We start from the raw sequence: 13,363 nt of genomic DNA on the forward strand, positions 1-13,363 counted from the left end.
AATCTATTACCCATTAAGGGCGACAAGATTAACACGATGACAATGCAAAATAACCTTAAATTCTCAAAAATTGGATGGAAAAGGAACGAAATACCTTAAAATTCGGATCAACTCAAATAACGGCAACATCTTTATGGACTAAAGTGATCTTTTTCGTCAGCCATCAGATCATAAACCTCGCTTTCATGATAGAAGAATGAAGTGAGTCACTGAACCTAGATGCATTTTCCTGCATCGTGAACCCATTGCTTGTGTAGAAATAAAACGTATGACATTGAATAAACAGCAACTTACATTGAACTGTGACATGGGTGAGAGCTTTGGCTCTTGGATTATGGGGGCAGACGAAGATGTTATGCCTCATGTTGATATGGCAAACATCGCGTGCGGTTTTCATGCTTCCGATCCTAATGTCATGCACGACACTATCACTCTAGCCAACGACAACGATGTTGATATTGGAGCACACCCGGGCTACGCCGACCTCCAAGGCTTCGGCAGGCGCAGTATAAACATGACGGGTGATGAAATTACTAACATGGTTATATACCAAGTAGGCGCTTTACAGGCACTTTGTCGGGCTCAATACACAGATATCAGCTATATAAAGCCTCATGGCGCGTTATACAACGACATGATGAAAAGTGATGCGATATTTAGAGCAGTCGTAAAGGCGGCAGCTTTATTCAAAGTGCCGTTAATGATTTTAGCGTCACAGGAAAACGAAAAATACTTAGAAATCGCAGATGACTATGACGTTCCCTTGCTGTTTGAAGCATTTGCAGACCGCTTGTATCAAGATGACGGATTACTTACACCTAGGACACAGCCTGATGCCGTGTTAAAGAATGAGCATGCGATACTTGAGCAAGTCCGTACGTTAGCAGATTCTGGGCGTGTCAAAACCGCTTCTGGCGGCTACATTTTACTGGAAGCCGATACGATTTGTGTTCATGGTGACAATGAAGAGTCGATCGCTCTGATCCAAAAGATCCGTCAAAGCCTATACGCGGGAGGAAATTAATGCATAAAGAGAAATTTAGTATCTCTTTGATCTCTGAGTGCAGTATTTTCATTAAGTTTGACGAGAATATCTCTGAAAATGCGGTCGGAGAACTTGCTCGAAACATCAAAGACACTCTAGCGTCAATCATTATGAACGTGGTCCCCTCCTATCAAACCATCCTCATTGATTACTTGCCTTTTCGAATCAATGAAAAAGATTTAGTGCATAAACTGCATCAAATGATCAGTCAGTTTGATACTCAATCGCTCAGTCTTGTTCAACCTAACCACATCACTATTCCCGTATACTACTCCGAAAAAACCGCGCTAGATTTGCCCCGCTTTCAAGATCGTGGACTATCATTAGACGCGCTCATTTCTTTACATACTCAGGCCGAGTATGCGGTTTCAGCGATTGGTTTTGCTCCAGGTTTTGCATTCCTCTCCGATGTCGATACTCAATTACATATGCCAAGGTTAGCTACACCAAGAACGCGAGTACCAGCCGGAAGCGTGGGAATCGCAGACTCTAAAACGGCCGTCTATCCATCAGATAGTCCTGGCGGATGGAACATTATCGGTAGAAGCCCGCTTCCCCTTTTCTCTGATACGCCACCTTTTATACCGTTTGAGGTAGGTGACAAGGTCACGTTTAATGCCATTTCCAAACAAAAGTTTATCGAGTTAGGAGGTGTTCTATGAGTTACGCTGGATTGCTGGTGGAAAAGTCAGGGCCACTTTCTTTGATTCAAGACTTTGGTCGTTTTGGCTTAGCGCATATTGGCGTGACTCAAGGTGGCCCCGTAGATGATTACGCCTACAGTTGGGCAAACCATTTACTTGGTAACGTAGTCAATTGTGCTGCGATTGAAATTACTTTGGGTAACGCTTGCTTTGTCGCACTACATAACTGCCATCTTGCAATATGTGGTGGTGATTTGAATGCAAAAGTAGATGGTGAGCCTATCTCAAATTGGTCTGACTTTACGTTGAAGAAGGGGCAGAAGTTGCAGTTCGGAGTCGCAAAAAATGGACTTCGATCCTATCTTGCGGTTAAAGGTGGATTCGATATTGCTCAGCACTTAGGAAGTGCCTCTACAGTCACGAGAGAATCTCTTGGTGGTTATGACTCAAATGGTGGCGCTTTAAAAGCAGGCGATATTCTTCCCTTTTTTCCTCATAACTTACCGAAACACAAACCAAGGCTGATGACATTTCGCTTTAAGCCGGATTACAACTTACCTATCAAGCTGAGAGTGATTGAAGGCTATCAAAATGAGGACTTTGATGAAGACGCTCGCCAAGCCTTTTATAGCAACGCATTCACCATATCCCCTGATTCAAATCGTATGGGCTATCGTCTTGAAGGAAACAAAATCAAACCGCCTTACGAAGGCGTACTGTCGGAAGGAATTGCGCTAGGATCGATTCAAGTTCCTAACGATGGTAATCCCATTGTGTTGCTCAACGACCATCAAACCATCGGTGGCTATCCTAAGTTTGGCTGTGTAGCACGTATTGACCTGCCAAGGTTGGCACAGGCGAAACCCGGGCAAAAAGTCAATTTTGTGAAAGGAGATAGACAAGGCTTGCAAGAAGTATGGTGCCAATGGGCTCAGTTTTTTGGATATTAATACAACCTCTAAGCCCATACGTAACTGTTATGCAGGCATCCCATAACGCTCTGCTAACGCTTGCGGATAATCTCGCTCTTGCGTGAGTTTAATCGCGTACTGTTCAATTTCTTGTTCAGACCAATGCACAGCAACAGGATGTTGGGATTCCACATTTTGATTAGGTTCAATATCAAACCAGAACTGAAGCATTTTTTGCGCTGCGAGTAGTGTTGATGACGCTTTTACCACTTCTATTCGTGCGTAATGGTTGTCTTCAAAGGTCACGTCGGCTGCCCTGAGTACCGGATCCGTTCCAGGAATTTGCTGGGCACCAAACAGGGCTTTTCCCCCTTTGATAGCAGAGTGATAGTTGGGAATGAACTGCGCCATGTGATTGATAGCGTTATTGGTTCGTTCTTCTAAGACTTCTTCTCGCCAACCGTTACGTATCTTTGAGAGTAAAGGAACGGGCAGTTCGGGTTGAGCTGAGGACGGTGTACTCTCAACTAAGCCATCTTCAAATAGCGTAATACCTTTCGTCATGCCGTGAAGCTGAAAATAACCGTCACCATAGGGGGTCAGTTGAGCCATTCCTTTATCAGTTCCACGCGGTCCATGGAAAATAACTTCTGGCCACAGTTGTTGGCAGTCTGCCCACTTGGTTACGTAAGCGGCTTTAAACTCAACTAACCTATCACGCTTGGCACCGATGGTATTGTCAATGGATCCTGTTTCAAAACCACATGCATTGACCAAGTAGTCACATGTCATAAGATAATCAATGCCATCTCGTTCGTAACCAAGTTGCCAGTGATTACCCATCCAGTCCGCTTGTTTGAGCGTTGCTTGTGTGCATACTGAGGCGTTTGGCAGAGCGTTCAACGTTAAGTTGGCAATTGCGGCAAGGCGAAAAACACTCCAGCCATATTCCTGAACCGCCACAACTGGGTACTTTAGCGCTTCTAGATCAGTATGTTGAGCAAAAGGAATACACCACTCATCAAAGGTTGCAGGGTGACTTGGTTGAGTACATTGTGCGAGTGCTTCTAGATCCTCTTTTGAATACAATTTGTAGTATTCGCTTGGCTCGCCGAGCACTTTGTTGCTTTGATCTTTATCAACGAGCGTTTGATACGCATTTTTCACCACCTCTAGTCGAGGAATAAGTGCGGATGGGTCTCCACCATCAGAATAAGGGACTGCAATGATCGTCGGGCGAATATTCAGTGAAAGCGGATATAGGCGAACGGTATCAATGGATTGTGCTAACAAATCTAAACATTGTTGCTCAGAAATCTCTCGATATAAGTTGCCACCTGCATGTAAATGGCAAATGGGCGGACCATTTACCAGTGATACGCCCTTCTCTATTACGGAAACTTTAAAACCCAGCTCCGCAAAATGAATTGCTGCTGTTGCACCTGCGACACCGCCACCAACAACAGCGATGTGCTTATCTTTGTAATTTGGAAACTCAGACTTCATTGCTTCACTAAAAATTTTATAAGGAAAATTCTTTACTAACGGTGGATTCTACTCGTGTTTGGGCTTGATTAAAATCACAAAAAGTTCATGGGTTTGCGAAATATCCAACTGCGCCTTTATGGTGCGTTAAAGTAGAAAAAAATTGCAAAAAAAGTACTTGACGACATGGTTAGGAAGACACTTTTTTGTGCCTATGTGAATAACAATTTCACTGTAAGACCCATGGCGTAAAGCCTGCAGAAACACCCCACTTTTTACCCCATTTAGTTATCCCAAAAGTTATCCACTGTTTTTGTGGATAACTAAAATAAAAGTGTCATGGAGTGTTCCACATTTAATAACATTTGCAGTGATTAAGTGTTTACTGGCGTTAACAATCTTTTCAACAAACTCATTACGACAAGTGCCAACGTAACAAATGTTGCTAGTGGTAAAGCTATCCACAATTCGGGGTGAATTTGTGCGTTCAGGTCGAAGCCATATGTCATTACCGCGGCCACACAAACTTCCGCAGCGAATACCGCAACACCGCTAGCTATCAACGCCATAATGCCGTATTCGGCCCACAGAGTCGTATTGATTCGTTTTTTACTTGAGCCTAATGTGCGATACAAACGGATCTCCTGCTGACGTTGGGATAAGCTTAATCTCAATAGCGTAAAGATAAGTAGCAACCCCGCAACCACGCCTAAAAGAGCAAGAATAGTGATTGCCGATACGATTTGTTGAATCAAGTCCTGAATTTTTTCGCCCATGGTACGAATATCTAAAACAGATACCGTTGGGTGAGATCGAGACATAGACGTTAATAGTGTTTCGTTCCCTTCATCAATTCTATAACTGATGAGGTAAGAACCCGGTAGATTAGCCATAACGTCGGATGAGAAAATAAAGTAAAAGTTAGGCTTCATATCACGCCATTCAACATAACGAATGGTATCTACTACCGCATCGTAGTTCTGGCTATTAATAACAAAGCGCAGTTTGTCACCAAGTTCGATGCCCAAGTCATTTGCTACATCGGCTTCTACGGAGACACTCCCCTTATTTGTCCATTCACCCGCAAGCACATCATTATACTCTGGCAGGCTGTCTCCCCACGTAAGGTTCAATTCACGACGTATTGCGTCAGAGCCTTCTCCTTCGTATTCAATCTCTTTGACGTTTTGACCATTAATTTCTGTCAATCGACCACGAATAATTGGATAAGCTTGTGACCGTGTAACCCCATTTTTATCTAAGGTTTCTAGGTAGCTATCGAGTTCGTAATCACCAATATTTAATGCGAAGACATTTGGCGCGTCTGCAGGTAAGGTTCTCTCCCAATCCGCGAGAATATCGCTGCGCACAAGCCAGATAATAGATAGCAGCATCAAAGACAACGCCAAAGCACCAAACTGCAGGCCACTAGTTACTGGCGTGCGGTTGATACGACTCAACGCAAGCTTCATGGCAGGTTGTGTTGAAATACGCGCAAACAATTTTGTGAGTGCGACGCTCACTGCAGCAAGCACAACAAAAAGTACTGCAATACCAATAAGAACAATCCAAACTAAGGTATTATCAGCATAAAGCAAAAGTAATGGGACGACGGGAACTAGAACAAGCAACATTCGCTTCCAAGAACGTTGAGCTTTGCCCTGCTGTAGCACTTCTAAGGCTGGAGTTTTAATCAAACCTAGCAATGGTATGCCAAGGGCAGGAACGGTGATCAGGACTGCTGAGATAAACGACACTAGATAAGGAGTGACGCCGTAACTAGGTAGTGGCTCTGGTAATAAGTCTTTGAGTGGAATGCGCAATAAGTACTCCAGCCCACTCCCCAACAATAACCCAACGACACTGGCGCTAATGAGCAGGATTGTGACTTGAATAAACAGCCATTTTTCAATCCATCGTCGACTTGCGCCAAGGCTTTTTAGCATCGCAATGGTTTGTGTTCGACTATTCACATAGTTTTGGCAAGTAAGAACCAATGTTGTCGCTGCCATAATGATGACAATCGCAACCGTTAGAGACAAATACTGCGTCGTTCGTTCAAAGACCTCATTGCTACGACTGGCAGTATCTTGCGTGCGCCAGCGATCACTAGGAGAAAGAACAGTATCTTCTTGCAGGCCTTTTAGCGTTTTATCATCGGCTTGTAGAAACAGACGGTATTGAACTCGACTCCCGACTTGAATCGCTCCTGTTTTCTCAACGTCTTTTTGATGGATGTATGCAGAAGGCATTTGCTGAAATGGGTTAAAGCTTAACCCAGGTTCCATCAGCACTGCACCTGAAACCGTAAAATCGGCATCGCCTATAGTGACGCTGTCACCCGACTTGACGTCTAGTTGAGCCATAATCCGCTCATCAAGCCAGAGTTGGTTCTCTTTAACGCGACCGGATGGGTTGTTGTCTAGTACCAGTTCTCCCATTAAAGGGTAATTGTCGTCCACTGCCCTTACGGAAATCAACTGCATACCATTGTCGCTAAATGCCATCGTGGCAAATCGTGTCATCGTCGAACGTTCTAGGTTTTCAGTCGAGGCTAACAACGTGTCAGGTATAGGATTAGCAGACACAAACACCGCATCCGCTGTCAATGCATCCTTCCCCTGTTTGACGATCACCTGCTCCATTCGCTCCGCTAATGCAGAAAGCGCAAAGATGCTCGCAATCACAAGAATAAGAGCAACGCTAATAGGCCAAAGGTTCCCCTGTCTTATTTCGCCGAAACTCCAACGTATTAGGCTTTTGTTTGACGAGTGTTTTATTGCACTGCTTCTTTCTGTCGATGTTGCTTCGCTTGATGATACTGCAGACATTACACCTCCTCCTTAAGCTCACCCGCCTCCATACGATAAATACGGTCACATCGACTTGCTAGATGACTATCGTGTGTAACTAATATCAGCGTTGTTCCATGCTGCTCATTAAGATCGAATAGCAGCTCAATCACTTTGTCTGCGGTTTGATGGTCAAGATTGCCGGTAGGCTCGTCTGCGAACAACAGTTCAGGCTGTGTCATAAAGGCACGTGCTAGCGCGACACGTTGTTGTTCACCACCAGATAATTGACTTGGAAGATGATCGACACGTTTTTCCAATCCAACAGCGGTTAATAATTCGGCGGCTCTTGCTTCATCTTCGGCTTCACCACGTAAAAGACAAGGAAGCGTGACATTGCGTAATGCACTCAAGCTCGGGATTAATAAGAAACTTTGGAAAACAAAACCCAGAGAGTCAGCGCGAATTTTTGCGCGAGCTTCATCGTCAAGTTTTGATAACTCATGACCTAACAAGGTAATTTCACCTGATGTTGGTGTATCAAGGCCAGCTAACAACGTCATCAACGTTGACTTACCCGCACCGGAAGTACCGACGATGGCGATTTTTTCTCCTTTCCTGATGTCAACATTTACATCTTTGAGGATTGTTAATTGCTCTTGATTAGTAGAGACTTGTTTAGAAACCAAATTGGCTTGAACAATAGGTGCATTAAGTACAGGTGTTTGCATGATTCGTATACTTTCCTTAGTTCTATTTTTTTGTTTTTCCGCTACTGCACATGCGAGCGAAAAGCTACTTGTCTTAGGTGATAGCCTGAGCGCGGGCTATCAGATGCCGATCGAAAAGAGTTGGCCTAGCTTACTCCCTGATGCCTTGTCAGAACATGGTCAAGATGTAACAGTTATTAATGCCAGCATTTCTGGCGATACCACAGGCAACGGCTTAGCTCGATTACCACAGCTGCTAACCCAGCACAGCCCTGATATGGTGCTCATTGAGTTAGGTGCCAACGATGGCCTAAGAGGTTTCCCTCCTAAACTTATTACGTCGAATCTCTCAAAAATGATTACCATGATAAAAGATTCAGGTGCGGACGTTGTCATGATGCAAATTCGAGTGCCACCTAATTATGGTAAGCGCTATAGCGATATGTTTTACGATATCTACCCTAAGCTCGCACAACATCAACAAGTTACCTTGATGCCATTCTTCTTGGAGCATGTGGTCATCAAACCCGAGTGGATGATGGATGATGGCCTTCACCCAAAGCCTGATGCACAGCCTTGGATTGCTGACTTTGTTGCTCAAGAATTAATTAAACATCTCTAATTTTAATGGTCTAGCTCAATAAGTTTTACTTAACTTTACGTTAATCTATTTTCAATTCCACTCATCGAGGATAGATAACAACATGCGAATAGACCCTTTAATTCAAGGTGTTGTTGCTCGCTCTGCTCACCCTCACGGGTGTCATGCATCCATTAAAGAGCAAATTGAATACGTAAAACACGCCCCGCAGATCAAAAGCGGTCCAAAACGGGTTTTGATTATTGGTGCTTCCTCTGGTTTCGGGTTAGCGGCTCGTATTGCCCTCACCTTCGGAGGTGCTAAAGCTGATACCATTGGTGTCTCCTTCGAGCGCGGGCCTTCAGACAAAGGCGTTGGAAGTGCGGGTTGGTATAACAACATCTTTTTTAAACAAGAAGCAAATCACGCGGGGCGTACCGCCATCAATATTGTTGGTGACGCATTCTCTGACTCTGTCCGCAATCAAGTGATTGAAGCCATTGAAACGTACTTTGAAGGTGAAGTTGATTTAGTCATCTATAGCTTAGCGACGGGTGTTCGACCTAAACCAGAGTCTGATGAGTTTTGGCGCAGCGTCATTAAGCCTATTGGTGAGCCTGTCACTGGCGCTTCAATTATGCTGGAGAACGATCAGTGGGTAGAAACCACTTTAACTCCCGCAACAGAGCAAGAGGCCGAAGCCACTATCAAAGTGATGGGCGGTGAAGACTGGGAAAGCTGGATTGATACACTGATTAATAACGACTCAATTGCACAAGGCTGCAAAACCATCGCGTTTTCTTACATGGGACCAGACGTTACGCACCCTATCTATCTCGATGGTACTTTAGGTCGAGCGAAAATAGATTTACACCAAACAAGTCACTCGCTGAATCTAAAACTGGCCAACTTTGAAGGCGGTGCTTACGCAACAGTGTGTAAGGCGTTGGTGACGAAAGCCAGTGTGTTCATTCCTGCGCTAAGTCCCTACCTATTAGCGCTTTATCGAGTGATGAAGGAAAAAGGTACTCACGAACGTTGTATTGAACAAATGCAGCGACTGTTTACCACTAAATTGTACGATCAAGATAAAGTGCCTGTTGACGGCGAACGCTTAATCCGAATAGACGACTTAGAGCTTGACCCGCAAGTACAACAAGAAGTCCATGCTCTTTTAGAGCAAATGAACGCCAATAACTTTAAAGAGATTGGTGATTACCAAGGCTTTAAAGATGAGTTTATGAAGCTAAATGGCTTTAACTTTGAAGACGTCGACTATTCGCAAGACATTTCTATTGAGTCGCTAAAATCGCTTAAACCTTAATGCTTGTTATCTGTTTCAAGTATGAGATATGTGATAACTATTCCTAGTCCTGAACACTTTTCAGGACTTTTTTTTGTTTCAAGCCCCAGCCACCCTATACTTAATTAAAAACCGAGAACAAGATAGAGCAGTCTACATTTTAAATTCACAGGAAGTGAAACCACGTAAAGGATGACCTATATGGGGAGATTGCAAACATTAGATTATGAAATCCCTGAGTCTATGCAAAAAAGTTGGCAGGAAATCGTCAACTTACTGGCTCAAATAACGCACGTACCCACCACATTAATCATGCGTATCCATCCAGATCGTATTGAAGTCAACACATCCAGTGAAACTCAAGGTAACCCCTATCGTACCGGCGATGCTGAACTACTCGGCAACGGTTTGTACTGTGAGCATGTCATTGAGCATAAGAGCGAACTCATGGTTCCTAATGCGCTCGAGGATGAAGAATGGTGCAATAACCCTGACATCAAACTAGGCATGATATCTTATTGTGGTTTACCGTTATTCTGGCCAAACGGAGAGACGTTTGGAACCATCTGCATGCTTGATTCCAAGAAGAATGAATACAGCGACACTTACCGCCAATTGCTCGGAACTTTCAAAGACTCAATCGAAGCGCAGCTCTCCGTCGTGTATCAGCAACACAAACTCCAGCGTCTTAATAATGAACTCAAAAATAGAGTTGAGAACCGTACTACGGACCTAGCGCAGTTGAGTTACTCCCTAACAAAAGAGATTGATCGCCGTAAGGCCGCAGAAAAACAAGTGAGCTACCAAAAAACACACGATCAGGGAACCGGATTCTTAAACCGCGCAGCACTGGAAAGTGTTGTCGGAGAAACGCTCGGAACGTTGGATCATAGCCAGCAATCACTGCTTGTGATAAACATTGGCTTTAGTAATGCTCGCAGTATCCAAACCCGTTATGGCTTTGAGGCCTTTGACGAGATATTAAAAGAATTTCGGTATCGCCTTGGTAAACGAGAATCGAGTTATTTCGTTACCGGAAGGCCAAGCTCGAATGACCTTGTATTACTCATTTGGGGCAACGATATTGATATGAAATTGCGTAAGCTATTGGATGATATCACCAATATTGGCTTGGGAAGCTTTTATATTAAAGACACAGAGGTTCACCTCAACTCTTATATTGGTGTTGTACAAGCCCACCAAACCAGCAATGCCAAACAACTTCTTCAAAATGCATGCTATGCCATGCTGCTGTGTAAAGAGTCTGGCGAAGCGTATAGTTATTTTTGTGAAAGTCATTCGAATGAGCTAAACAACCACAATCAATTGGAAAGCTACTTATTGCAAGCGGTAAGAAATGACGACCTGATGCTGTACTTTCAGCCCAAAGTTCATCCCCATACTCACAAATGGATTGGCGCAGAAGCATTGCTGCGCTGGAGACACCCAATACTGGGAGACGTCTCTAACGAAGCATTAATACATATGGCTGAACAAAACGGACTTATTTTTGAAGTTGGCTCTTTTGTTCTTCGTACCGCGATAGACAAAGCTAAACAGTGGTCGGAGTTAATTGATAATTTCAAAATTGCCGTTAACGTCTCTCCAATTCAATTACAAAACGTGAACTTTGCGGAGCAAGTGCAACACCTACTCGAATCCTTCCATTTACCAGCACATTTTCTCGAACTCGAGGTGACCGAGAGCGCTTTAATTGCCGATGAAATAGTAGCACGCACAACGCTAAACAAATTGCATGAACTGGGCGTGACATTGTCACTTGATGACTTTGGTACAGGGTACGCCTCTTTCAGCTATTTGAAGAAATACCCATTTGATGCCATCAAGATTGATAAGAGCTTTGTCCAGCAAATGGAAAAGTCGGACGATGATCGTGCGATCATTTGCTCTATCATACACATAGCTAAAAAACTGGACCTCCAAGTGGTTATTGAGGGCATTGAATCCCCCCAACAAGAGCAGTTTCTTATTGGTGAGGGTTGTGATATTGGGCAAGGCTTTCTCTATGGTAAACCGATGCCTTGTAATGAATTTGAGCAAAGTTTGTTTAATCAGCGTCTTTCAGGCGGACAATACGCCTACTCTTCCTAAGCATTCTCTTTACTAAGGTGGCGGTGGTTTCTATAATCGCCGCCCGCTTCTATTAAAAGGCCAATATCTTCATGGATCAGTTGACTGCCACGCTTAAGAAAATTGAAAAGCAGAACTACCGCGCTTATCAGCAAATCAAAGGTCAATACGACTTCACTGATTTCACTTTGTTCATCGATCACGTACAAGGAGATCCGTATGCTTCCGCGTCACGTTTTCGTGCAACTCGCGCCTGGTCCTTGACTGGTCTGGAATGGTTAAAAGACGAGTCCCCTGCTTTTCAACGAGCAGCACGTGATTTTATTGCGCGCAGTTTTGAGCAGTTTGCTAAACAAGAAAACTCCGTATCCATTTCATTGAATGGCCAAACTGTGTTGGATAGCACCGCAGTATTGTTTACCGAGGAAGGTATTGAACTGCGTTTTCGAGTTAACTTGCCTGCTGAAGGTCGTTCAGTGTTGGGGAAAAAAGCCAATAACATACTGACTTTCCATTTGCCTAAGTTTATCCGTCGAGCGACCTTAGAACGTGAACTCGACAAAGCAGCATTGATTGAGCATTGCCAAGTTGTTGAAGACCAAGATGCCCTGCGTGCACAGTTGGAAGCCAATAACCTAGTTGCGTTTGTCGCAAATGGCAGCATTCTCCCTCGAATTGCCGGTAACTGTGATCTCCCAATGAAAGAGGCGGTTGAATTCAAAGCCCCTGAATCGCTGCAAGTGACTTTACATGCGCCAAACAAAGGCCATGTCACGGGATTAGGGATTCCAAAGGGCATTACACTTATCGTAGGTGGCGGTTTCCACGGTAAATCTACCTTACTGAATGCGATTGAGCGTTCGATTTACGATCATATTCCAGGAGATGGTCGTGAATACATCGTAGCTGATGACAAAGCAATGAAGATCCGTGCCGAAGATGGTCGATGTGTGCATCATTTGAACCTGTCGAATTACATCAACCATTTGCCAATGGGTAAAGATACAGCGGACTTTTCGACTCAAGATGCATCAGGCTCAACATCACAAGCCGCTTGGCTTCAAGAGTCTATTGAAGCGGGTGCGAGCACGTTATTGATTGATGAAGACACCTCTGCGACGAACTTCATGATTCGAGATGAACGTATGCAGGCATTGGTGGCAAAAGGTGATGAACCAATTACCCCTCTTGTCGATCGCATTGGTCAATTGCGAGATGATCTCGATATCTCTACCATTATCGTTATGGGTGGTTCAGGCGACTACTTAGACGTTGCCGACACAGTCATTCAGATGCACGACTACCAAGCGGTTGATGTGACAGAAAAAGCGAAAGAAGTGATCGCTCAGCACCCTACTCAACGTCATAACGAATCGGAAGAACGTTTACAAACCTTCCCGCCTCGCGCCCTGAATCGCGTTGCTTTGATGAATATTCTCACTGACGGTAAATTCCGTGTGAATGCGAAAGGCAAAGAGTCACTTCGGTTTGGCAAAGAGTTTACTGACCTTAGCGCTTTGGAACAGATTGAGTCCGCTGATGAAGTCAACACGATTGGCTGGTTATGGTTTCAAATTGCTCAGCTTCCAGGCTGGTGTAATCATCCAGCGAAGGAAATTGAAGAAATGCTGTCTGGTGAGTGGCATGCATCGCTTCCTAAGCAAGGAGACTTAGCCAAACCACGCACACTAGACGTAATGGCTGCGCTTAATCGCATGAGAAAATCTCAGTTTAAGCCTTCATGCTAGTTTTGATACGCTGATTGAGATAATCCAATGAAAAAAGGCAGCTAATAGTTAGCT

The 13,363-nt window shown here is 44.2% G+C and carries 10 protein-coding genes; 7 read left to right on the plus strand and 3 right to left on the minus strand.

Annotated elements, in window-relative coordinates; genetic code table 11:
- The first annotated feature begins 268 nt into the window (after positions 1-268).
- Genes ACWYVB_RS03795 through ACWYVB_RS03805 form a run of 3 tightly spaced genes read left to right on the plus strand, consistent with a single transcriptional unit; the run spans position 269 to position 2,639 of the window.
- Positions 269-1,024, plus strand: a complete 756-nt coding sequence (locus tag ACWYVB_RS03795) for a 5-oxoprolinase subunit PxpA (protein WP_074190669.1) — start codon at positions 269-271, stop codon at positions 1,022-1,024.
- Entirely contained in the window at positions 1,024-1,707 is a 684-nt protein-coding gene (locus ACWYVB_RS03800; protein ID WP_317410512.1) for a 5-oxoprolinase subunit B family protein, read from the plus strand. The genes ACWYVB_RS03795 and ACWYVB_RS03800 overlap by 1 nt, the downstream gene beginning before the upstream one ends.
- Positions 1,704-2,639, plus strand: a complete 936-nt coding sequence (locus tag ACWYVB_RS03805; RefSeq protein ID WP_046876110.1) for a 5-oxoprolinase subunit C family protein — start codon at positions 1,704-1,706, stop codon at positions 2,637-2,639. Before ACWYVB_RS03800 ends, ACWYVB_RS03805 begins: the two co-directional genes overlap by 4 nt.
- Positions 2,640-2,666: 27 nt before the next feature.
- Here the strand turns inward: ACWYVB_RS03805 and ACWYVB_RS03810 are convergent, their stop codons facing one another.
- The 3 genes from ACWYVB_RS03810 to ACWYVB_RS03820 all read right to left on the minus strand — a co-directional run bounded on the left by ACWYVB_RS03810 (position 2,667) and on the right by ACWYVB_RS03820 (position 7,608).
- The gene (locus ACWYVB_RS03810; RefSeq protein WP_104973675.1) at positions 2,667-4,106 is read right to left on the minus strand and encodes an FAD-dependent oxidoreductase; all 1,440 of its coding nucleotides are present in this window, start codon (positions 4,104-4,106) and stop codon (positions 2,667-2,669) included.
- Between the two features lie 353 nt (positions 4,107-4,459).
- Positions 4,460-6,916 (minus strand): ABC transporter permease, encoded by a 2,457-nt coding sequence (locus ACWYVB_RS03815; RefSeq protein WP_317410511.1) that lies wholly within the window; start codon positions 6,914-6,916, stop codon positions 4,460-4,462.
- Positions 6,916-7,608: an ABC transporter ATP-binding protein gene (locus tag ACWYVB_RS03820; RefSeq protein WP_074190665.1), complete on the minus strand. Its 693-nt coding sequence runs from the start codon at positions 7,606-7,608 to the stop codon at positions 6,916-6,918. Before ACWYVB_RS03820 ends, ACWYVB_RS03815 begins: the two co-directional genes overlap by 1 nt.
- Between ACWYVB_RS03820 and tesA the strand changes: the two genes are divergently transcribed.
- From tesA to ACWYVB_RS03840, 4 genes are all read left to right on the plus strand, one after another.
- On the plus strand, positions 7,607-8,209 hold the full coding sequence (tesA, locus tag ACWYVB_RS03825) for a multifunctional acyl-CoA thioesterase I/protease I/lysophospholipase L1 (RefSeq protein ID WP_005395483.1): 603 nt from the start codon (positions 7,607-7,609) through the stop codon (positions 8,207-8,209). The genes ACWYVB_RS03820 and tesA overlap by 2 nt on opposite strands.
- An 82-nt stretch (positions 8,210-8,291) precedes the next feature.
- Entirely contained in the window at positions 8,292-9,491 is a 1,200-nt protein-coding gene (gene fabV, locus ACWYVB_RS03830) for an enoyl-ACP reductase FabV (protein ID WP_074190664.1), read from the plus strand.
- Positions 9,492-9,671: 180 nt separating this feature from the next.
- A complete protein-coding gene (locus tag ACWYVB_RS03835; protein WP_053808423.1) occupies positions 9,672-11,582 on the plus strand; it encodes a bifunctional diguanylate cyclase/phosphodiesterase in 1,911 nt (636 codons plus the stop codon).
- 71 nt (positions 11,583-11,653) lie between these two features.
- Entirely contained in the window at positions 11,654-13,309 is a 1,656-nt protein-coding gene (locus tag ACWYVB_RS03840; RefSeq protein ID WP_005395489.1) for an ABC-ATPase domain-containing protein, read from the plus strand.
- Positions 13,310-13,363: the final 54 nt, after the last annotated feature.

The sequence above is a fragment of the Vibrio sp. JZG10 genome (assembly GCF_054064075.1).

Bases quoted from the DNA above. Each gene is read 5' to 3' on its own strand.
- ACWYVB_RS03795 (WP_074190669.1), top strand. From the start codon at position 269: ATGACATTGAATAAACAGCAACTTACATTGAACTGTGACATGGGTGAG.
- ACWYVB_RS03800 (WP_317410512.1), top strand. From the start codon at position 1,024: ATGCATAAAGAGAAATTTAGTATCTCTTTGATCTCTGAGTGCAGTATT.
- ACWYVB_RS03805 (WP_046876110.1), top strand. From the start codon at position 1,704: ATGAGTTACGCTGGATTGCTGGTGGAAAAGTCAGGGCCACTTTCTTTG.
- ACWYVB_RS03810 (WP_104973675.1), bottom strand. From the start codon at position 4,106: ATGAAGTCTGAGTTTCCAAATTACAAAGATAAGCACATCGCTGTTGTT.
- ACWYVB_RS03815 (WP_317410511.1), bottom strand. From the start codon at position 6,916: ATGTCTGCAGTATCATCAAGCGAAGCAACATCGACAGAAAGAAGCAGT.
- tesA (WP_005395483.1), top strand. From the start codon at position 7,607: ATGATTCGTATACTTTCCTTAGTTCTATTTTTTTGTTTTTCCGCTACT.
- ACWYVB_RS03820 (WP_074190665.1), bottom strand. From the start codon at position 7,608: ATGCAAACACCTGTACTTAATGCACCTATTGTTCAAGCCAATTTGGTT.
- fabV (WP_074190664.1), top strand. From the start codon at position 8,292: ATGCGAATAGACCCTTTAATTCAAGGTGTTGTTGCTCGCTCTGCTCAC.
- ACWYVB_RS03835 (WP_053808423.1), top strand. From the start codon at position 9,672: ATGGGGAGATTGCAAACATTAGATTATGAAATCCCTGAGTCTATGCAA.
- ACWYVB_RS03840 (WP_005395489.1), top strand. From the start codon at position 11,654: ATGGATCAGTTGACTGCCACGCTTAAGAAAATTGAAAAGCAGAACTAC.